This is a genomic window from Ornithinibacillus proteolyticus (assembly GCF_039581225.1).
Classification (GTDB): Bacteria; Bacillota; Bacilli; order Bacillales; family Amphibacillaceae; genus Ornithinibacillus; species Ornithinibacillus massiliensis.
Genome location: NZ_JBCPXV010000033.1, coordinates 21,562 through 42,411 on the forward strand (window position 1 = coordinate 21,562; position 20,850 = coordinate 42,411).

At 36.8% G+C, this 20,850-nt stretch carries 18 protein-coding genes and 1 other RNA gene; 14 read left to right on the forward strand and 5 right to left on the reverse strand.

The annotated features are described in order from the left end of the window. The first annotated feature begins 3 nt into the window (after positions 1-3). The 5 genes from tpiA (at position 4) to AAIB49_RS14465 (ending at position 5,592) form a co-directional block, all read left to right on the forward strand. Positions 4-762 (forward strand): triose-phosphate isomerase, encoded by a 759-nt coding sequence (tpiA, locus tag AAIB49_RS14445; protein ID WP_343458428.1) that lies wholly within the window; start codon positions 4-6, stop codon positions 760-762. Further along, entirely contained in the window at positions 759-2,297 is a 1,539-nt protein-coding gene (gene gpmI / locus AAIB49_RS14450) for a 2,3-bisphosphoglycerate-independent phosphoglycerate mutase (protein WP_343458429.1), read from the forward strand. Before tpiA ends, gpmI begins: the two co-directional genes overlap by 4 nt. 17 nt (positions 2,298-2,314) lie before the next feature. Then, positions 2,315-3,604, forward strand: coding sequence for a phosphopyruvate hydratase (gene eno / locus AAIB49_RS14455; RefSeq protein ID WP_186870544.1), 1,290 nt, complete (start codon positions 2,315-2,317; stop codon positions 3,602-3,604). Between the two features lie 221 nt (positions 3,605-3,825). Then, a complete protein-coding gene (locus AAIB49_RS14460; protein ID WP_339214015.1) occupies positions 3,826-4,797 on the forward strand; it encodes a nucleoside hydrolase in 972 nt (323 codons plus the stop codon). A gap of 234 nt (positions 4,798-5,031) precedes the next feature. Then, a complete protein-coding gene (locus tag AAIB49_RS14465) occupies positions 5,032-5,592 on the forward strand; it encodes a nitroreductase family protein (protein ID WP_343458431.1) in 561 nt (186 codons plus the stop codon). Between the two features lie 518 nt (positions 5,593-6,110). Here the strand turns inward: AAIB49_RS14465 and AAIB49_RS14470 are convergent. The 3 genes from AAIB49_RS14470 to AAIB49_RS14480 all read right to left on the reverse strand — a co-directional run bounded on the left by AAIB49_RS14470 (position 6,111) and on the right by AAIB49_RS14480 (position 7,570). Next, a complete protein-coding gene (locus AAIB49_RS14470; protein ID WP_339214019.1) occupies positions 6,111-6,518 on the reverse strand; it encodes a YvaD family protein in 408 nt (135 codons plus the stop codon). Between the two features lie 113 nt (positions 6,519-6,631). Further along, the gene (locus AAIB49_RS14475) at positions 6,632-6,994 is read right to left on the reverse strand and encodes a DMT family transporter (RefSeq protein WP_339214021.1); all 363 of its coding nucleotides are present in this window, start codon (positions 6,992-6,994) and stop codon (positions 6,632-6,634) included. Between the two features lie 21 nt (positions 6,995-7,015). Beyond that, positions 7,016-7,570 carry a TetR/AcrR family transcriptional regulator gene (locus tag AAIB49_RS14480; RefSeq protein WP_339214023.1) on the reverse strand — a complete coding sequence of 185 codons (555 nt, stop codon included), beginning with the start codon at positions 7,568-7,570 and terminating at the stop codon, positions 7,016-7,018. Positions 7,571-7,996: 426 nt separating this feature from the next. On the opposite strand from AAIB49_RS14480, the gene AAIB49_RS14485 reads away from it, so the two are divergent. After that, positions 7,997-8,485 (forward strand): ArsR/SmtB family transcription factor, encoded by a 489-nt coding sequence (locus tag AAIB49_RS14485; RefSeq protein ID WP_343458432.1) that lies wholly within the window; start codon positions 7,997-7,999, stop codon positions 8,483-8,485. Further along, on the forward strand, positions 8,485-9,747 hold the full coding sequence (locus tag AAIB49_RS14490) for an MFS transporter (RefSeq protein ID WP_343458433.1): 1,263 nt from the start codon (positions 8,485-8,487) through the stop codon (positions 9,745-9,747). The genes AAIB49_RS14485 and AAIB49_RS14490 overlap by 1 nt, the downstream gene beginning before the upstream one ends. A gap of 102 nt (positions 9,748-9,849) precedes the next feature. Here AAIB49_RS14490 and ptsP read toward each other — a convergent pair whose 3' ends face one another. Continuing rightward, the gene (gene ptsP / locus AAIB49_RS14495; protein WP_339214029.1) at positions 9,850-11,562 is read right to left on the reverse strand and encodes a phosphoenolpyruvate--protein phosphotransferase; all 1,713 of its coding nucleotides are present in this window, start codon (positions 11,560-11,562) and stop codon (positions 9,850-9,852) included. Between the two features lie 99 nt (positions 11,563-11,661). After that, the gene (locus tag AAIB49_RS14500) at positions 11,662-12,603 is read right to left on the reverse strand and encodes an alpha/beta hydrolase (protein WP_339214031.1); all 942 of its coding nucleotides are present in this window, start codon (positions 12,601-12,603) and stop codon (positions 11,662-11,664) included. 180 nt (positions 12,604-12,783) lie between these two features. On the opposite strand from AAIB49_RS14500, the gene secG reads away from it, so the two are divergent. From secG to ssrA, 7 genes are all read left to right on the forward strand, one after another. Then, complete coding sequence (gene secG / locus AAIB49_RS14505) at positions 12,784-13,017, forward strand: preprotein translocase subunit SecG (RefSeq protein WP_339214033.1); 234 nt, start codon at positions 12,784-12,786, stop codon at positions 13,015-13,017. A gap of 141 nt (positions 13,018-13,158) precedes the next feature. Continuing rightward, the gene (locus tag AAIB49_RS14510; RefSeq protein ID WP_343458434.1) at positions 13,159-13,905 is read left to right on the forward strand and encodes an alpha/beta hydrolase; all 747 of its coding nucleotides are present in this window, start codon (positions 13,159-13,161) and stop codon (positions 13,903-13,905) included. 40 nt (positions 13,906-13,945) lie between these two features. Next, positions 13,946-16,255, forward strand: a complete 2,310-nt coding sequence (rnr, locus tag AAIB49_RS14515; protein WP_343458435.1) for a ribonuclease R — start codon at positions 13,946-13,948, stop codon at positions 16,253-16,255. Positions 16,256-16,576: 321 nt separating this feature from the next. Further along, positions 16,577-17,383, forward strand: coding sequence for a zinc transporter ZupT (zupT, locus tag AAIB49_RS14520; protein WP_339214039.1), 807 nt, complete (start codon positions 16,577-16,579; stop codon positions 17,381-17,383). A gap of 171 nt (positions 17,384-17,554) precedes the next feature. Beyond that, positions 17,555-18,022 (forward strand): SsrA-binding protein SmpB, encoded by a 468-nt coding sequence (gene smpB, locus AAIB49_RS14525; RefSeq protein WP_186870530.1) that lies wholly within the window; start codon positions 17,555-17,557, stop codon positions 18,020-18,022. Positions 18,023-18,083: 61 nt separating this feature from the next. Beyond that, entirely contained in the window at positions 18,084-19,748 is a 1,665-nt protein-coding gene (locus AAIB49_RS14530) for a M20/M25/M40 family metallo-hydrolase (protein ID WP_343458436.1), read from the forward strand. Positions 19,749-19,906: 158 nt separating this feature from the next. Beyond that, positions 19,907-20,267, forward strand: a transfer-messenger RNA (tmRNA) gene (gene ssrA, locus AAIB49_RS14535). Positions 20,268-20,850 lie beyond the last annotated feature (583 nt).

The following is a 20,850-nucleotide window of genomic DNA, read 5'->3' on the forward strand; positions in this document are numbered from 1 at the left end:
ACCATGCGTAAAAGAGTAATTGCAGGTAACTGGAAAATGAATAAAACTCTTACGGAAGCAACACAGTTTGTGGATGAAGTTGTAAAATCTATTCCTGCTGATGAAAAAGTAGAAGCAATTGTATGTGCTCCTTTCCCACATCTTGCAACTTTAGTGGAAAAAACAAAAGGAACTAATCTTAAGATTAGTGCGCAAAACATGCATTTTGAAGAAAATGGCGCATTTACTGGTGAAGTAAGTCCGGTAATGTTAAAAGACTTAGGCGTTAGCCATGTCGTAATTGGTCACTCAGAACGTCGAGAGTATTTCGCTGAGACTGATGAAACAGTAAATAAAAAGACCCATGCTGCGTTTAACCATGGTCTAACTCCAATTGTTTGTGTAGGAGAAACATTAGAACAACGTGAAGCTAATGAAACAATGTCATTAGTAGAAACACAAGTTAAAAAGGCGCTAGAAGGCCTAACTAACGAACAAGTAGCACAAACTATCATTGCTTATGAACCAGTATGGGCAATTGGTACTGGCAAAACAGCATCCAATGAAGATGCTAATGAAGTATGTGCACACATTCGAAACGTAGTGAAATCACTAACAGATGAAGCAACTGCTGAAGCTATCGTAATCCAATATGGTGGAAGTGTTAAACCTTCTAACGTGGATGAATTATTAGCACAATCTGATATCGATGGTGCTTTAGTTGGTGGTGCAAGTTTAGAAGCTGATTCCTTTCTACAGCTTGTGGAGGCAGGTACAAAATGAGTCAAGATAAATTAGCTGCGTTAATTATCCTGGATGGATTTGCTATCCGTAATGAGGTAAAAGGTAACGCGGTAGAACAAGCTAATAAACCGAACTTTGACCGTTACTGGAATACGTATGCACATAATCAATTAAAGGCTAGTGGAGAAGCGGTTGGACTACCAGAAGGTCAGATGGGTAATTCTGAGGTTGGACATTTAAATATTGGTGCAGGACGTATCGTGTACCAAAGTCTTACCCGTGTCAATTTATCGATTCGTGAAGGTGATTTTTTCGAAAACGAAGCCTTTCTAAAATCAATCCGTCGCGCGAAAGAGAAGAATAAAGCACTACACATCTTTGGCTTATTATCTGATGGTGGTGTTCATAGCCATATTGATCACTTATTTGCATTACTGAAGCTAGCAAGTGATCAAGGTCTAGAAAAAGTGTATGTACATGCTTTCCTTGACGGTCGTGATGTTGGACCACAGACAGCAAAAGGTTATATTGAACAAACGGAACAAAAAATGAAGGAGCTAGGCGTAGGAAAAATTGCTACCGTTTCTGGACGTTATTATTCAATGGACCGCGATAAGCGCTGGGACCGTGTTAAAAAAGCATATGACGCTATGGTTTATGGTGAGGGACCTAGTTATAACCATCCACTTGAAGTGGTAGAAGACTCTTACCAAAATGGTATCTATGATGAGTTCGTGATTCCTTCTGTCATTAAAGATGCGAATGGTCAACCAGTTGGAAAGGTCGAGGATGAGGATTCTATTATCTTCTTTAACTTCCGTCCGGATAGAGCAATCCAAATATCCCGTACATTTGCTAACGAAGACTTCCGTGACTTTGACCGTGGACCAGGAGTTCCGAAAAACTTAGATTTTGTTATGCTTACCCAATTCAGTGAATCTATTGATGGATTTGTTGCCTACAAACCAACTAACTTAGATAATACAATTGGAGAAGTATTAGCACAAAATAACATGAAGCAGCTTCGTATTGCGGAAACAGAAAAATATCCACACGTTACCTTCTTCATGAGTGGTGGACGTGAACAAGAGTTTCCTGGAGAGAAGCGCATCCTAATTGATTCACCAAAAGTCGCAACATACGATTTAAAACCAGAGATGAGTGCTTATGAAGTAACCGATGCACTGCTAGAAGAATTAGACAATGGTGATGTAAATGCCATTATCTTAAATTTTGCTAACCCAGATATGGTTGGACATTCTGGTATGCTTGAACCTACAATTAAGGCAATCGAGACAGTAGATGAATGTCTAGGAAAAGTAGTGGACAAAATAATCGAGTTAGGTGGTCATGCTATTATTACAGCAGACCATGGTAATTCAGATGAAGTCGTTACATTAGAGGGCAATCCGATGACGGCTCATACTACTAATCCAGTTCCAGTAATTGTTACGAAGGATGAAATAGAATTACGCGATGGCGGTATTCTAGCAGATCTAGCACCGACATTGCTTGATTTATTAGATATTGAAAAACCAAAAGAAATGACAGGGACATCCCTGATTAAAAAGTAAAAGGAGAGAAAAAAATTATGCCATACATTACAGACGTATACGCACGCGAAGTATTAGATTCACGAGGAAATCCTACAGTTGAGGTAGAAGTTTATACAGAATCAGGAGCTTTCGGTTCAGCAATGGTACCAAGTGGAGCATCTACTGGTGAATATGAAGCAGTAGAACTTCGTGATGGTGATAAAGGTCGCTATCTTGGAAAAGGTGTAGAAAAAGCAGTTCATAATGTAAATGAAATCATTGCACCAGAATTAATCGGTTTAGATGTAACTCGTCAAAACATTATCGATGCTTTAATGATCGACCTTGATGGAACAGAAAACAAAGGAAAATTAGGTGCTAATGCTATCCTTGGAGTCTCTATGGCTGTAGCACATGCAGCAGCTAACTTCCTAGAAGTACCTTTATACAATTATTTAGGTGGATTCAATGGTAAAACTCTTCCAACTCCAATGATGAACATTGTAAATGGTGGAGAGCATGCTGATAACAACGTTGATATTCAAGAATTCATGATCATGCCAGTTGCAGCTCCTACATTCAAGGAAGCACTTCGCACTGGTGCAGAAATTTTCCATTCTCTTAAAAATGTATTAAAGTCTAAAGGCTATAATACTGCAGTTGGGGATGAAGGTGGATTCGCTCCTAACCTAAGCTCAAACGAAGAAGCACTACAAACAATTGTTGAGGCTATTGAAGCAGCAGGTTACAAGCCTGGTGAAGAAGTTAAATTAGCAATGGATGTTGCATCTTCTGAAATGTACGAAGATGGTAAATATGTTCTTAAAGGTGAAGGCGTAACACGTACTTCTGCTGAAATGGTAGACTGGTACGAAGAAATGGTTAATAAATATCCAATCATTTCTATTGAAGACGGCTTAGATGAAAATGACTGGGAAGGTCATAAATTACTTACAGAGCGCCTAGGAAACAAAGTACAGCTTGTTGGTGATGATTTATTCGTAACAAATACGAAAAAACTTGCACAAGGAATCGAACAAGGTGTAGGAAACTCTATCCTAATCAAAGTAAACCAAATTGGTACATTAACAGAAACATTTGATGCAATTGAAATGGCTAAGCGTGCTGGTTATACAGCAGTTGTTTCTCACCGTTCTGGTGAAACGGAAGATGCTACTATCGCTGATATCGCAGTAGCAACTAACGCTGGCCAAATCAAAACTGGTGCACCGTCTCGTACTGACCGTGTAGCGAAATACAATCAATTACTACGTATTGAAGATGAATTAGCTGGCATGGGTCAATATGCTGGACTAAATGCATTTTATAACTTGAAAAATAAATAAATAATTGCGAAAGGCTGCGGTGACGCAGTCTTTTTCTACAGGTAAATGAAATAAACGCATTAGCTAATGGAAGAGCTAATGCGTTTATTTTTTTGGAATACGATATGCTTTTCATGTAAAAATATGCCCGACGCTTCAAAAAACGTGACATAGTTGGTCACGGACACAATCGATATTTAATAGGCTATAATAATTAAGGCTTTTAGAAAGGACGATAACATTTGGCTGAGAAAGTGTTAGTTTTTGGAGATATAGGGGTAGATGATATTACTGCACTCTTATATGGGTATTTAAATGACGATATCGAGATTGTGGGGGTTGTTACAGACTATGGGAACATCCCAAGGGAGAATGCATTAAGAACTGTACAATATTTAAAGTCTATTGTTGTCACAGAAGAAGCTCAAGAAACACCAATTATAACAGGTGCAGAAAATCCAATGACAGCCGAATTACCGGACTTTGTACCAGAGATTCATGGGGAATATGGGTTGGGACCGATTACTCCGCCAACTACTGAGGATCCATTGCCAGAGCTGGAAAACTTTTATGAAATTATTGGAATTATTGACGAATATGAAGGTGAACTTAACATTGTTAATATTGGAAGATTAACTTCACTTGCTACTTTATATCTTCTCTATCCATTAACGATGGAAAAAGTAAAAGCAATCTATATAATGGGTGGAGCATTTTGGGTACCAGGAAACGTTACAGCGGTGTCTGAGGCGAACTTTCACGGTGATCCAGTAGCAGCACAAATTGTCTTAACCTATGCGGATAATGTAACGATTATCCCATTAAATGTAACAGAAAGGGCAATAGCTACACAACAAATGGTAGACTATATTGACCAAGTGGGGCCAATTGATATCCTTAAACCGATGATCGATTACTATTATGAATATTATAGGGAAAGAAACCCTAATGTACAAGGTGCACCATTACATGATGTACTAACATTAATGGCGGTAAATCGGGGGGATATGTTTACTTTTCAAGAGCTTCCTGTCCACATCGTACAGGCTACTCAGGGGACTGAACGTGGTCAAAGTATCGCCGATATCCGTCCATTCGGAAATTTAGAAGAGGAGACAGAGAAAGAGATTAAAAGACATCGTATTGCGGTTGATTTTGATTATAAGCGTTTCTTCATTGATTTTATGACGACTATGTCCGGGCAGCAATTTTAATTCTTTGGGAGTACTGTTGTAGTACTCCTTTTTTAAAGAAATTATAAAATTAACGTATCCACCAGACGCTCAGCGTTTACAGTGGCTTCCTTATGCACACCTGTTACTACTGTCCTAGAAATCAGTCGTTCGTACATTCTAAATCTTGGCCCTGTACTTTTCTCAATGGATTAGCCTAACATAGAATTTATCATTATAATAAAACTACAATCTGTGTAAGAGATGGGGGAAATTATGGTATTGGATATTATTAAGGATCGAAGAAGTATCCACTCCTTTCAGGAAAAAGAAGTAGATATGAAGCTATTAAAAGAAATTTTTACATATGGGTCTTATGCCCCGACACATTATATGAAGGAACCATGGAAGATTAAGCTTTTTCAAGGTAAAGGAAAAGAAATGTTAATCCAGTCTATTCTCAATAGCTACTTAAGAATGGGAATGCTGAAAAAAGATCAGGATAAAACGATGGCTTCTATGAAATCATTCCTCATGGCAATTCCACATCATGCCGTTATCTATTTTGATAAAGAGAATGATCCTGTTCGCTATGAAGAAGAATACGCAGCAGTATGTGCATTTATTCAAAATGCTCAGCTTGCAGCATGGGAATTAGGTGTAGGGATGCTCTGGACGATTACACCATATATGCATGACGCTAATTTTTATGATGAGATAGGACTAGATATTGAAAAGGATAAAATTGCAGCAGTTATGCAAATTGGCTATCCAAAGAAAGTTCCAAAGAGCAAAGGGAGAACACCGATTGATCATAAAATGGAAATAATAGATTGATAGGAAACGAGTGATAATAAGAACCAGGAGAGAAATCAGGTTGAGATTAGTTAAACATCCCGAATTGATCGATTATCTACTAAGCGAGGTCTTCATTTGACATTAGATGGCATTCATTTAAATAGTCGTGGCGCTAAGATAGTGGCTGAAGAAAATACATCCTTGATTGATCATATTTTTTACAGTGGCAATACGGCAAACAGAAGTGAATAGAGTTTTTCAATGTTAATTTCTAATGAAACGAAAAAAATTGATATTGTAATAGGATTCACTTCATGAATAGGTAAGGATTATGTCATGGAGGGGCTGTGTTTATACTATCTGTGATATAAATGAAGAAGATGCAGTTACTAGGAGCTTAGATAAATAATGAAAACAACAGCCTCGATCTACAATTTGAAAAGCTTCGAGCTATTTGGATAAGTTGTTTAATTAAGCAATACCTTAAAAGGTAGTACCACTATCTAGAAATATTTAAATCCAATGTAATAACTTGTTAAACATGCTCTGAAGGCTAATCATGACCTTTGGAACGAAACACTATTCTTTTGTATTAATAACATTCTTAGAAAGAACAATGGATAAATCATAAGATATAAATTAAAAGCCCACCACATTAAATCAAAATCCCTTATGAATGCCCAGTAGGCTATTGCCTGTAAACCGGAACAGAATGTTAATACTAAGGAAATTAACGCATAGTCCTTCCAAGAATCCTTTTTCAGTTTATATAAATACAGACTGAACAAACCTGTAATTGAAATAAGTATATCCAGTGGAAAAAAGGACCAATTCCACGCTATAATTATAGGGTTATCGTAATCTTTAAAAGCAACACTTTTAGGTATTAGGTGGAAAAAGGTAGCAATCCAATAAATAATAAAACCTATATCTGTAACTAAGAAAAAGGGTTTCAATAGTTTCATTTCTATACCGCCTATCATATGATTAAGTTTTTGATAATGTTTATGTAGGTCAGAATTTTAATCCTCATCTACAACCCCATAAACACGTTTCCAATTAACACAAGAACCCCAAATTAGTTAGATTCATGCTCCATTATATCTTTATGGGTAGGAGCTTTTTGACCTTCAGTCATATTTAATGTCACTACTCCAATAATAATTAAAGCAATAGCAAAAACTTTTAGGTAACTAATATTTTCATTAAAATAAACAAACCCTATAACTGTGATAATAACAATACCCATACCGGACCAGATAGCATATGCTATGGAAACCTCTAAATCCTTTAATGTCAATGTCAGGAAGATTAAACTACAGATATAAAATAATATAAGCATGGTACTTGGTATAACCTTACTAAAACCTTCCGAAACTTTCATGGAAATGGTACCAGCAACTTCAAATATTATTGCTAAACTTAAATATATCCAATGCAAAGCTCCTTCTTCCCTTCCTTTTTATTCTACATAGATACCATTTAATAGAATATCTATAGCGGAATTTAATATTTGGCTCATCGTTAAACAATTTTTGAGGGAGAATTTCGCATCATATATCTGATTGATTGCACCTAAATACAACTCTATGAATAATTGTATATTAATTTTTCGTATTTTCCCTTCTTTAATCCCTCTTTCCATAAGTTCTATAACAATATCCCATTCATGTGATATAAAATTATTTAATTTTTCCCATTGGTTATAATGTAGCTTTTTTAGTTGAATTAATAGGCGAAAATCCATTATCTGAAATTCTTCCGGTATGCAGATAAGTAATTCTCTAATTTTTTCTATCAAGCTGAGATCCTCATTATTGTATATATGTTGTTCTTTCTGTTTGATTTCAGAGATTAATTCTTCAATTATCGCTTCAATTATAGAATCTTTAGAATCGAAATATTGATAAATGGTTCGTTTACTTGTTCCTAGATTCCTAACTAAGTCACTAATAGTAAATGAAAAACCTTTCTCATGAATCAGATTAATTGCTTCTTGGATTATTCTATCATTCATACTTATTTACCTCCTTGGTACTAATGGTAATTTTATAGTACCATAATTATTATACATTGAATTTATTGAAAAATAAATAGTTGAGTTAGGAGTTTTTTTTAACAATTCTCTAAAAGAATGAAATAAAATGAGGAGTGTTTTTAAACAATCCTATAAACTTATGAAAAATTGAAGAAACGAAACGACTCATAATATAGAGAAATATTAAATAGAACTGAAACAACCTAGAAATGAACACTTATCCCTAATTAAATGGGATACTTTCGTATAAATGATTCATTAAGGTCCAAATTGTTTCTTTGATTTGTATTTTTCTGAAAAAATATATTGACATTTGGATTTCTAAATCGTATTATAATTACAAATAAGCGATTTGGATTTATAAATTGATTTAGAAATACAAAACAAATCAGAAGGGTGATCAATATGGACAGAAAAAAACTGGATAAAGATAACGTGATGGAAATTAATTGGGAACAACAAAAAGTGCTATCGAATCCTTTACGAGCCAGAATAGTAGCTTATCTTTACGAACAGCCGATGACACCTAAGCAAGTAGCAGATTTATTGGGAAAAAACCCTGGGACTGTTTACTATCATATTCAGCAGCTTTTAAAACACGATATTTTAGAAATTGAGAGTATTAATACGGAAAAGGGGATTGTAGAAAAATATTATAGAGCTCGAGCTAGAACATATAAGAATCCGGAGAAAGTATCTCCACCAGGGCATGTGGATGGTAGAACCTCCAATATCTACTTATCGAAAAAACTTGTGGCTCAGTTAAGTGAAGAATTAGAGAATCTATTCTTTAAATATGGACACTTGTCCCATAAAGAGAAAGATACTGAAGAACAATCACCTTATTCTATTGAATTTCTTATAAAAGAAGCTAACGAGGAGGAGAAGGAATAATGAAAAGAATGATAAAGCCATTTATGCGGGAAAGAAATTTCTTAATCTTAATGACTGGTGTATTTGTTAATGGGTTAGGAAGTGGGATTTATTTAGTTGCTGGGATGTTGCTTGTTTTACAGGTAAGTGGAAGTGTTCTTTATTCTGGGTTTGCTGCGTTTGCAATAACTTCAGCCAGTGCACTATCCTTTTTAATTGCCCCATTAGCTAATTACGCAAAATATAAGAATAGCCTTGTATATAGTAACCTAATAAAAGCGATTATATTACTTTCTATACCAATACTACATTACACAATTGGATTAAATGTTTGGTATGTCATTAGTTTGCTATTTATTGTTGCCTTATTTTCACAATATACGTACCCAATCGAATCCACCGTACTACCAATCATTGTAGGAAAAGATAATGTGGTAGAAGCCAATTCTTATTTACAAACGATTCGTGAAGCAATGGATATTGTCTTTATTGCAGGAGCAGGGATTATCATTACAATCATTGGTACTGTTCCGGCGATTTCAATTACTGCCTCCTGTCTTTTAATCGTAAGCCTCTTGTATGCATTTTTCAATTTCCAACAACCAGAAATTACGCGAGAAAAATCCGAGTCTATTGGATCTGTAGTTAATGTTTATAAACAAGATCTCAAGGCAGGGTTTTCCTATAATAGAAATTCATTGATTCCTAAAATGATATTCTCTATAACTTTTATTAACATTGCAATGACTATCATGACAACCAATTTACCCGCATTCTCCCTTTTGAAAGGAAATGGGACAGAAGCAATGTATGGATTCTATCTAGCTGCCTTGTCAACAGGAATAATGATTGGTACGATTATTACTCCTAAAATAAAGCAATTAGATTTTGGGAAAATCATTATATTCTCATACATTGGCACTGGTATTATGTGGGTCGGTACAGCAACTTTACCTTTAATTCCATCTATGATTTTATACAGTATAGGTGCAATCTCTATTGGGATACTAAACATTCTTGTATTTTCAGCTATACAAAAACAGGTAGAGACAGCATTTATAGGGAGAGTAATTACCTTGTTAAGTAGCACAGCATCTTTAGGAATGCCTGTTGGTGCTCTAATTGGTGGCTTTATCGGCGATACCTTCGCACCAGAAATCGCTGTATTATTCTGCGGTATTACAATGATTATCTTCAGCATGTATTGGTTAAGTAGTTCTGTTTTACGAAAACTTCCCAACATTGACAATGTAAAACTGTTTCATAGTAGCAAGGCAGTTTAACCTGCCCAGTCTAGTTATTGAAGAGAGACAAAACTGTTTCAAATTAGAATTTCACCCTAACATAGAGAAAGCCCAGACTAGTTGTCTGGGCTTTTTAAGTGCTTATTCTGTTTTTTCTTTTATAAATGCAACAACTTCTTCAGCTGTAGACATAGTTAATAGCTTGTCCTTGTAAGAAGCCATTTCCTTCTTAGAGATGCCTTTTAATTGTGTACGTGCTGGTAAAATAGATGTTGCACTCATGCTGAATTCATCTAACCCTAAACCAAGTAGGATAGGAATCGCGATTGGGTCTCCAGCCATTTCTCCACACATACCAGTCCATTTACCTTCACTATGTGCAGCTTCAATAACATTATTGATAAGGTTTAAGATTGCTGGATGGTATGGTTGATACAAGTATGATACTTGCTCATTCATACGGTCAGCAGCCATTGTATATTGAATTAAGTCGTTTGTACCAATACTGAAGAAGTCTACTTCCTTAGCAAATTGTTTTGCGATAACAGCAGTGGATGGAATCTCTACCATTATACCTACTTCAATATTATCTGACACGTCGTGACCTTCATTTTTAAGGTTGTCTTTTTCTTCTAATAGAATTGCTTTCGCTTTACGGAACTCTTCTAGTGTCGCAATCATTGGGAACATAATTTTCAAGTTTCCATAAACACTTGCACGAAGTAGTGCACGTAATTGCGGACGGAAAACATGTTCATTTTCTAGGCAGAAGCGGATTGCTCTATAGCCTAAGAATGGATTTAATTCTTTTGGTAAGTCAAGATAAGGTAGCTCTTTATCCCCACCAACATCTAGTGTACGAACTACAACAGGCTTGTCTCCCATTTGTTCTAGAACAGATTTGTATGCTTCATATTGCTCGTCCTCAGAAGGGAGATCACTTTTACCCATATATAAGAATTCTGTACGGTAAAGACCAACACCTTCTCCACCATTGTTCATAACACCAGTTACATCTTCAGGTGTACCGATATTTGCTACAAGCTCCACTTGTTCACCATCAGAAGTAAAGGTAGGCTCATCTTTTAATTCTGCCCAAAGTGCTTGTTGTTTTTTGAAGCTTTCACTTTTTTCTTCGTATTCTTTCACTTGCTCTTCTGTTGGATTGACAATTACATTACCATCGATTCCATCAATAATGACGATATCACCTTGGGAGATGGTTTTGGTCACTTCTTTTGTACCAACTACAGCAGGTATTTCCAAAGATCTTGCCATGATAGCAGAGTGTGATGTACGTCCACCGATATCGGTTGCAAATCCTTTTACAAATTGACGGTTTAATTGAGCCGTGTCAGATGGTGTTAAATCACCAGCAATAACGATAACCTCTTCGTCAATTAATGCAGGATTTGGGAAAGATACGCCAAGAAGATGTGCTAATACACGCTTGGTTACATCACGAATGTCAGCAGCACGCTCACGCATGTATTCATTGTCCATGCTTTCAAACATTTCGATGAACATTTTAGCTACTTCATCTAATGCGGCCTCAGCAGATAGTTTTTCATTTTTAATTTTATCTTTAATTGGATTAATTAGTTCTGGATCTCCTAGAACTAGTAAATGTGCTGAGAAAATTTCTGCGTGCTCTTCACCAAGTTCTTTTAGTGTGTGAGCCTTAATTTTCTCAAGCTCTTGTTTGGAGATTTCTAACGCATCTTCTAATCGCTTGATTTCGCTTTCTGGATTATCAACAGTCTCTGCAGTATATGTTAGGTCCGGTGTTACTAGCTGGTAGGCTTTTGCAATTGCAATGCCAGAAGATGCTGCAATACCATGGATGTTTGTCATACGATTGTACCAACCCTTCAAATAATTTTTACTATACTTAACTACTTTAACCGTAATATACCTAGGTTTCAAGCGATTACACTTTTGTATACAAATTGTTCAAATTGAAAGCGTTTTAGGTGGATAAGTTGTCATATTTTGTAAAATCCATTGTCGGATTATGTTGTAAACTTCCTCCTTGTTTATTTCGTTCAACACTTCATGTCTTGCTCCCTCGAATAGAGTCGTTGTAATATTATCAAGTCCGAGCTGTGTATAGAGGGAAACAGTTTTCCAAATTCCTTTTCCATAGTTACCAACAGGATCTGCTTCACCGCTAATAAATAGCATGGGCAGGTTTTTACGTATAGTAGCATTTCGCTTTGGATTGTGTATGAATTGTAGGCCTGTCATTAAATCGAAAAAGAAGCGTGCTGTTGGTATATATCCTGCAAAACGGTCTTGCATATATGCTTTTACAATGTCAGGATCTCGTGAAATCCAGTCAAACGGGGACTTTGGATTCTGGATTTTACGATTAAATGCGCCAAAGGCAAGTTTATTCATCAAAGGGGACTTCTCTACTGGATTTAACCGAGCTGAAAGAGTTTTACCGAGACTAGTCGTTAACGATGGATAAAAGCCTGTACCGGAAAGAATTACACCTTGAAGAATGTCACTATGCACTTGTATATAATTTCTTGCTAGAAAGGAGCCCATACTATGACCAAGTAAGAAAATGGGTATATCCGGATAATCTCCTTGGATCTTCTTGGTGATGGTGAATAAATCTTCTGTTGTTTTTGTAAAGCCATCTGACTCATCGAAATAGCCCATTAGGCCTTGTCTTTGACCTGTTTTTCCGTGTCCGCGATGATCATTTCCATAGACGAATATGTCATGTTCTAGTAAATACCTAGCAAAATTATGATAACGTTGGATATGCTCTACCATCCCATGTGCTATTTGAACAATGGCTTTCGGTTGTCTATCAGGGGTATGCCACTTTTCGACATAGAGTTCCACGTTATCCTCCGTTTTCATCCAGAAAGTCGTTTTCATTACAATCACTCCCTATTACATGATCTCGTAATATGCTTATCATAGATTAATCTTTTGGGAAATGCTATTATATGTATAATATATTCTACTTTTATAAAAATAGCTTGATAAAGTATTCGAAATTATGCTAAAGTATGAATAGTTAACTGTCTGTTTAAGATCAGGAGGTGCCATGGAAACATGGGAAGTGTTGTGAATTTTCTATTAGTTCTTGATGCAATTGTTATGATTATTTTAGTTCTATTACAAAGTGGTAAAAGTGCTGGTCTTTCTGGGGCTATCTCAGGCGGAGCGGAGCAATTATTCGGGAAGCAAAAAGCTAGAGGAATTGACCTTGTTCTACACAGATCAACTGTTGTAGCGGGAGTATTATTCTTTGTCTTAGCTTTCTTAAGTGCTTACGTATTACAATAGTCGATGACAACCCTTATCACAAAAAGTGGTAAGGGTTTTTTACTGTATATCGGTTAGAATAATTGATTAGTTTTTCTACACAAATTCGTGTAAGTTATAGTATAAAGGGTAAAGTAATAATAGAGAAGGAGTTTATGTCAGATGAAAGTAATACAACCAAAACCATTTACATTTGAAGCAGGACCAAGAGCTGTTTTATTATTACATGGATTTACCGGCCATACAGCCGATGTCCGGATGCTTGGACGCTTTTTAGAGAAGAAAGGATATACGAGCCATGCACCAATTTATCGTGGTCATGGTGCACCGCCTGAGGAATTAATTGAAACAAGACCTGACCAATGGTGGGAGGATGTTCAGAAAGCCTTTCAACACCTTAAAGATTTAGGCTATAACGAAATTGCAGTTGCAGGCCTGTCATTAGGTGGTGTATTTAGTTTAAAACTTGCCTATTCGCAAAAGATAAAAGGGGTTATACCGATGTGTGCTCCAATGTTTTTTGATAATGAAAAGCAGTTAACTTCCGGGTTCCAGGTTTTTTCAAAAGAATATAAACAACTAGAAGGAAAAGATGAAGAAACAATCCAAAATGAAGTTTCCTATTTAATGGAACATTCTAGTCCAATGTTTGAAGCACTTGGAAAGCTGATAACGGATGTTAAGTCTAATGTGGACACCATTTATACACCGACCATGGTTGTTCAGGCTAGACAAGATAAGATGATTAATCCTGCCAGTGCTACATATATTTATGAGAATGTGGAAGCAGAGCAAAAAGAAATCAACTGGTACGAAGAATCTGGCCATGTCATTACAATTGATAAAGAGAAAGAGCAATTACATGAAGATATTTATCAGTTTTTAGAATCATTAGATTGGGCAGAATGAGATACAACAATGCAGAGTAGAAAGAGAAGGAGGGTGTCATATGAGTGAAACAATGGTAGAAAAGGTACGTGCGTTTTTTAAAACCTACGACTCCAAGCCCTTAGCGGTAGAAGAATTAGAAGAGATTCTGGAAATAACGGATGTAGTCGAATTTAAAGAGCTAGTTAAAGCGTTAAACGAATTAGAGTACAAAGGTGAGCTTGTTCGGACAAGAAAGAATCGATTTGGCCTTCCGGAAAAGATGAACTTAATCCGTGGTCGCATTCAAATGCATGCGAAGGGATTTGCCTTCTTAATTCCAGATGATGAAAATGAAACCGATGTGTACATTCATCATTCGGACTTAACATCCGCAATGAATAATGATCGTGTCTTAGTGCGGATTGAAAAGCAGGATATTTCTGGAAACCGACCAGAAGGGGTTGTCATTCGGATTATTGAACGAGCTATTACCGAGGTTGTTGGTACGTTTGAGTACAACAAAGCATTTGGCTTTGTTATAGCTGATGATAAACGCATTCCAAACGATATTTTTATCCCTAAAGGTAAGATGAATGGAGCAGTAGATGGGCATAAAGTAATTGCTCGTATTACGAAATATCCTGAGAATCGAATGAGTGCGGAAGGGGAAATCATTCAAATTCTTGGTCATAAAAATGATCCTGGAATTGATATTATCTCGATTATATATAAACATGGGATTAAAATGGACTTTCCACCAGAAGTGTTAGAACAAGCGGTTAATACACCAGATGAAATCGATCCTATAGAGCTAGAAAATAGACGCGACCTTCGTGATGAAGTAATCGTGACCATTGATGGTGCAGATGCCAAGGACCTTGATGACGCAGTAACGGTGAAAAGATTAGATAACGGCAATTATAAATTAGGCGTTTATATTGCAGATGTTAGTTATTATGTAAAAGAAGGAACACCAATTGATAAAGAGGCGTTTGAGCGTGGGACAAGTGTCTATCTTGTAGACCGAGTTATCCCGATGATTCCCCATCGTTTGTCGAATGGAATTTGTTCCTTAAATCCGAAAGTGGACCGATTAACACTAGGCTGTGAGATGGAAATCGACTCAACGGGTAAAGTAGTTAATCATGAAATTTTCCAAAGTGTCATTCGTACAACCGAAAGAATGACCTATTCCGATGTCAATAAAATACTTGTCGATCAAGATGAAGAACTCAGAGAGCGATATGAGCCACTAGTACCGATGTTTGAGCAAATGGAAAAGCTTGCTTCCATTCTGCGCTCGAAGCGGATGGGTCGCGGTGCAATCGACTTTGATTTTAAAGAGGCGAAAGTATTAGTGGATGAAGAAGGAAAGGCAACTGATGTCGTAATTCGAGAACGTTCTGTAGCGGAACGGTTAATTGAAGAGTTCATGTTAGCAGCTAATGAAACGGTTGCCGAACACTTCCACTGGATGGATGTACCATTTATTCACCGTATTCATGAGGACCCAGATCAAAGTAAGCTACAACACTTCTTTGAGTTCTTAGGTGGGTTAGGCTATAAAGTCAAAGGTACAGCAAATGAAATCCACCCACAGAGCTTACAAAAGGTGCTGGAGGATGCAGAAGGCGAACCAGAGGAAATGATTATCTCGAAGCTTATGCTCCGCTCGATGAAGCAGGCGAAATATGATCCACAAGGTGTCGGTCATTTTGGACTTGCTACGGAGTTTTATACGCATTTTACTTCACCAATTAGACGATATCCTGATTTAATTGTTCACCGTTTAATTCGAACCTATTTAATTGAAAAGTCATTAGACGCTAAGACAATCGGCAGCTGGAAAGAGAAGCTACCGGAGATTGCTAGACATTCTTCTGAGAAAGAACGTACAGCAGTCGATGCAGAGCGTGATACGGACGATTTGAAAAAAGCAGAATATATGCAGGACCGAATTGGTGAAGAATTCACTGGCGTTATTAGCTCTGTGACTAGTTTTGGGTTATTTGTTGAATTAGAAAACACCATTGAAGGGCTTGTTCATGTAAGCTATTTGACGGATGACTACTATCATTTTGATGAGCGTCATTATGCCATGATCGGTGAACGTACCGGTAAAGTGTATCGAATTGGACAAGAAATTGACGTTCGCGTCACTAGTGTGAACATGGACGAGCATGCAATTGATTTTGAAATTGTAGGAGTAGGAAAGAAAGGAAACAAGGAACTGCCACATAGATCAGATAAAGGCCGGAATGGAAGTACTAATAAAGGGAAATCTAGTAAGAGTGGAAAACCGGGTAAATCCGGAAAACCTGCCAAAAACGGCAAATCCTCCAAACATCCTGCTAAATCTAAGAAGCCAAAAACAAAAAAGAAAAAATAAGCACAAATAACGTCTTATTTAAAAGACTAATTCTGTCTAACTGGCAGAATTAGTCTTTTTCTTAGCAGATAGGGAAGGATAAGAATCTTTCCCGCCAGCATAAGAAAACAAAAAGACGTGTAATCTAATAGTTTGAAGAATAAAAGTGAAATTTGAGGAAAGTAATTCAATTGTGCAGAATTATTTTGAACTAGTCTTTTGTAAATTTTTGAATTTTGTATTGCATATTTATCACCCATCGAGTAATATATTTCTATATTAAAATGTTTCCCTAGGGAAAAACAAATTGGATAGTCCAACTGTGAAAGGGAGATCTACTGAATGCCACAAGAAGTGATACTTGCTTTCTTATTCACGTTAATGGCCGGTTTGGCTACGGGGATAGGGAGTTTACTAGCGTTTTTTGCGAAAACAACAAACACGAAGTTTTTATCTTTTGCGTTAGGTTTTTCTGCTGGGGTCATGATTTATGTATCCATGGTTGAAATATTTGTAAAGGCGCAAGATTCCCTTGTTTCAGAGTTAGGTGAGAGTGGAGGGAGATGGCTGACCGTTGTATCTTTCTTTGCGGGAATGTTACTGATTGCATTAATTGATCGATTTGTGCCGTCGGGATCCAATCCACACGAATTAAAGAAAGTGGAGGATATGAAGACCAATGGAACAGTAACAAAAAATCCTGACCTGATGAAAATGGGCGTTTTTACAGCACTGGCAATAGGGATACATAATTTCCCTGAAGGTATTGCTACTTTTGTTTCGACTATTCAGGATTCAACGCTAGGATTTGCCATTGCTATAGCAATCGCAATTCATAATATCCCAGAAGGTATCGCGGTTTCCGTTCCGATTTACTATGCTACAAATGATAAGAAAAAGGCTTTTAAATATTCTTTTCTGTCCGGACTTGCAGAACCTGTTGGGGCAATTGTCGCTTTCTTATTCCTAATGCCATTCTTAACGGAAACGATGTTTGGTATTATCTTTGCAGCTGTAGCTGGGATTATGGTATTTATTTCGCTTGATGAATTATTACCAGCAGCGAAAAAATTTGATGAAGCCCATGTCTCCATTTATGGGGTAATATGTGGTATGGCATTAATGGCATTGAGTCTTTTACTGTTATAACATCTGGATTAGTAGAGCCCCTAGGTACAAAGCAGATACCTTTGGGGTTTTTCTCATCAATAGAGGTTGCATGGACAAACTTATGATATAACCTGATTTCTTCCCTTCTTATTGGAATAACGTTGGATTATTTGGTAAAATTGATGCACGTAGTTTTAGGAGGGCGAAACAATGCCTAAAGGTGAAGGTAAAGTTATTGCACAAAATAAAAAAGCATCACATGATTATTTTATAGAAGATACTTATGAAGCGGGGATTGTCCTACAAGGTACCGAAATTAAATCATTGCGTGCGGGACGTGTGAATTTAAAGGACTCCCATGCTCGAATCGATAAACGTGGTGAAGTTCAATTAATCAACTTGCATATTTCGGAGTATGAACAAGGAAACCGATTCAATCATGATCCAACTAGAACAAGGAAGCTATTACTACATCGAAAGCAAATTGATAAGCTGATTGGTTTGACCCAGCAAGAAGGGTATGCACTGGTTCCGTTGAAAATCTATTTGAAGAATGGCTATGCAAAAGTATTAATAGGACTTGGAAAAGGGAAGAAGAAATACGATAAACGTGAGGATTTAAAGAAGAAACAAATGAAGCGTGATATTGATCGTGCGATAAAAGACTATAATCGATAAGAATATTTCCATCAGTTTACTAGTGACTGATGGTTTTACACTATTAAAGGGGATAAAGTGAATGGGATATTCTTTAATGAAATGTCGTGATGAAGTCTTACATTTAACTAAGCAGCTTGTTTCGATTCGAAGTATTGTGAATACGGATGGCGAGCGTGTAATTGCTCATTCCTTATACACGATGATAGCATCTTTTCCTTATTATCAAGCAAACCCGGATCACTTAGTAATTGAAAAAACGATAGACGATGAAATGGAACGCCATAATGTTCTTGCTTATGTGAAAGGAACAAAAGGAAATAGTAATCGGACAGTTATCATGATGGGACATATGGATACCGTTGGGGTAGAGGATTTTAATCAACAGGCAGACTATGCTTTTCAACCAGATGAATGGATGGAATGGTTAAAGGATGAAGAGATTTCACTTAAGGACCGAGAGCATTTGCTTCCGGATGAATGGTTATTTGGCCGTGGAGCTCTTGATATGAAGAGTGGACTGGCAAGTAATTTGTATTTACTTCAATATTTCTCTGAACATCCGGAAAAGCTAAATGGTAACCTCGTGTTTATTGCAGAATGCGATGAAGAGGATGGTTCACATGGTATTCTCTCTGCACTTAAAACATTAAATAAATGGAAAGAAGAGCAAGGGTTTGATTATGTTGCTGCGATAAATGCTGATTTTGTATCGCCATTATATGAGGGGGATCCGAATCGTTATATTTATAAAGGCACCGTAGGGAAATTGCTCCCATCCTTTTATATTACTGGGGCTGAAACCCATGTCGGTGCTGCCTTTGAGGGAATTGATCCTAATTTCATTGCATCCGAATTAACGAGACAGATTAGCTATAATCCCGAGCTTTGTAATGAAGCACATGGTGAATATACATTACCACCAGTTGCCCTAAAACAAATGGATTTAAAGGCTGCATATAATGTACAGACGGCTTTAGGAGCGTTTGTATATTATAACTTTTTCATCCATTCCTGGACGCCAAAGGAAGCACTTGAATTGTTGAAGGAGCAAGCTCATATTGCTTTTCAAAATGCTTTAACTGCTTTTGAACAGAGCTATAACACGTATTGTAACATGTCAGGAAAACGGAATGACGGGGTTCCGTGGGAGCCACGAGTCCTCCTCTATGAAGAAATGGATGAAATGTTAGTCAAAGCACATGGTAACAAGTATAAAGAAGCAATGGCTGTTTTCAAAAATACCTTACTTCATGATGATTCTCTCGATACACGTATGTTTGCTTTAAAAGTGGTTGAGGAAGCGTGGAAGTGGATGGAGGATAAGAATCCAACCATTATATTATTTTATTCTTCCTTATATTATCCGCGAATTGAATTGACAGGGAAAACGTCTAATGAACAGAAATTGAATGATGCTTTAGATAAAGCGGTTCATACCATTCAATCCGTATATAAACAACCGATAAAGGTGAAGAACTTCTTTCCATATATCTCTGACATGAGCTTTATGGCGATTAGCGATGATGAAGCTGGAATAAAGGCTGTAAAGGATAATAATCCAGCATGGGGCACGAAGCATTACGTAGATTATGATGCTATAAGAGATATTAATGTTCCGGTGATTAATATCGGTCCGTATGGCTTGGATGCTCATAAGAAGCTTGAACGAGTAGAAATAGCGTATTCGATGGAGATTGTGCCGAATATGACGAAGTTAGTGATAGATAAAGTATTAAGTGAGTAGAACCGTGAACTGGAAAACGTAAGGCTTAGTGGGAAAACATCCCACCTATGAGCCCTTGAAAATGTTTTAGGATATGTTATAATAAATCATGTCGCTAATAAGCGATTAATAATTGAATAATAATTTGTGCTCGTATTTACCCGAGCGTTTTCCTTTATGGGGACGTTACGGATTCGACAGGGGTAGGTCGAGCTCAGGTTGCGCGTCGAGGTTACGACTCGTAAAACGTTATCGCCTAAATATAACTGGCAAACAAAACAATTACTCTTTAGCAGCTGCGTAAGCACTACTAAAGGATCCTTCCCGCTTTCGCCCGTGAAGCGGATTGAAGGGTCTCAACTTGAGCGGGCTATACGGTCATCCGCAGTCTGAGGATGAGCGTTGAAATCAATCGGACTAGCTACTCGGAAGCCTGTTGGTAGGCTGAAGAGCTAGTGAAAGATAATATACCAACTACACGTGTAGAAGCCTGAGTGCCGATACCTTTGGACGCGGGTTCGACTCCCGCCGTCTCCACCAATACATATGTTGGTGGTTTTTTGTGTTATTGTGACGTAAAGCATAAACTTTCCATTTGGAAAGCTTATGCTTTATTTTAATTAGTAAATAGGTCTGCATAGCTCAATGAAGGGTAGACAATTTGCTAGTTAACATAGGTGGAGTTATTACAAATAAAAAAGTAAATTGTTAATCTTGAAAAGACATTTTAATTTGAGCAATACCCAATTATACCGAAAATTAATTAATATGCCGTGATAAATTTTTATATTATTATAAAAAATAGAACTTTCCAATTGGCCTGTAACTTTATAGTTGGTAAAATTAGAATAAAGTTGGTAAATTTCACTAAAGCACTCCCACTAATAAATGTCAAAGTCTTTAAATATTGATTTAATTTTCAAAGTAGCAGAATCCAAGGACAGCTGAGTATTAGGTCTTTATGAAAATCTTTCTCGGTTCTTTTATATAAACAAGTGAGTCAATTTCATAATTGCTCTTTTTAAAAATACAGAATCCTACAGAATTTCTAAAATGTATTTTTAAAAACAGAAATCATGCTACTTGTTGCTGATTTAATTGTACATTAATTCGGTCTGCGGCT

Bases quoted from the DNA above. Each gene is read 5' to 3' on its own strand.
- tpiA (WP_343458428.1), top strand. From the start codon at position 4: ATGCGTAAAAGAGTAATTGCAGGTAACTGGAAAATGAATAAAACTCTT.
- gpmI (WP_343458429.1), top strand. From the start codon at position 759: ATGAGTCAAGATAAATTAGCTGCGTTAATTATCCTGGATGGATTTGCT.
- eno (WP_186870544.1), top strand. From the start codon at position 2,315: ATGCCATACATTACAGACGTATACGCACGCGAAGTATTAGATTCACGA.
- AAIB49_RS14465 (WP_343458431.1), top strand. From the start codon at position 5,032: ATGGTATTGGATATTATTAAGGATCGAAGAAGTATCCACTCCTTTCAG.
- AAIB49_RS14470 (WP_339214019.1), bottom strand. From the start codon at position 6,518: ATGAAACTATTGAAACCCTTTTTCTTAGTTACAGATATAGGTTTTATT.
- AAIB49_RS14480 (WP_339214023.1), bottom strand. From the start codon at position 7,570: ATGAATGATAGAATAATCCAAGAAGCAATTAATCTGATTCATGAGAAA.
- AAIB49_RS14485 (WP_343458432.1), top strand. From the start codon at position 7,997: ATGGACAGAAAAAAACTGGATAAAGATAACGTGATGGAAATTAATTGG.
- AAIB49_RS14490 (WP_343458433.1), top strand. From the start codon at position 8,485: ATGAAAAGAATGATAAAGCCATTTATGCGGGAAAGAAATTTCTTAATC.
- ptsP (WP_339214029.1), bottom strand. From the start codon at position 11,562: ATGACAAACATCCATGGTATTGCAGCATCTTCTGGCATTGCAATTGCA.
- AAIB49_RS14500 (WP_339214031.1), bottom strand. From the start codon at position 12,603: ATGAAAACGACTTTCTGGATGAAAACGGAGGATAACGTGGAACTCTAT.
- secG (WP_339214033.1), top strand. From the start codon at position 12,784: ATGGGAAGTGTTGTGAATTTTCTATTAGTTCTTGATGCAATTGTTATG.
- AAIB49_RS14510 (WP_343458434.1), top strand. From the start codon at position 13,159: ATGAAAGTAATACAACCAAAACCATTTACATTTGAAGCAGGACCAAGA.
- rnr (WP_343458435.1), top strand. From the start codon at position 13,946: ATGAGTGAAACAATGGTAGAAAAGGTACGTGCGTTTTTTAAAACCTAC.
- zupT (WP_339214039.1), top strand. From the start codon at position 16,577: ATGCCACAAGAAGTGATACTTGCTTTCTTATTCACGTTAATGGCCGGT.
- smpB (WP_186870530.1), top strand. From the start codon at position 17,555: ATGCCTAAAGGTGAAGGTAAAGTTATTGCACAAAATAAAAAAGCATCA.
- AAIB49_RS14530 (WP_343458436.1), top strand. From the start codon at position 18,084: ATGGGATATTCTTTAATGAAATGTCGTGATGAAGTCTTACATTTAACT.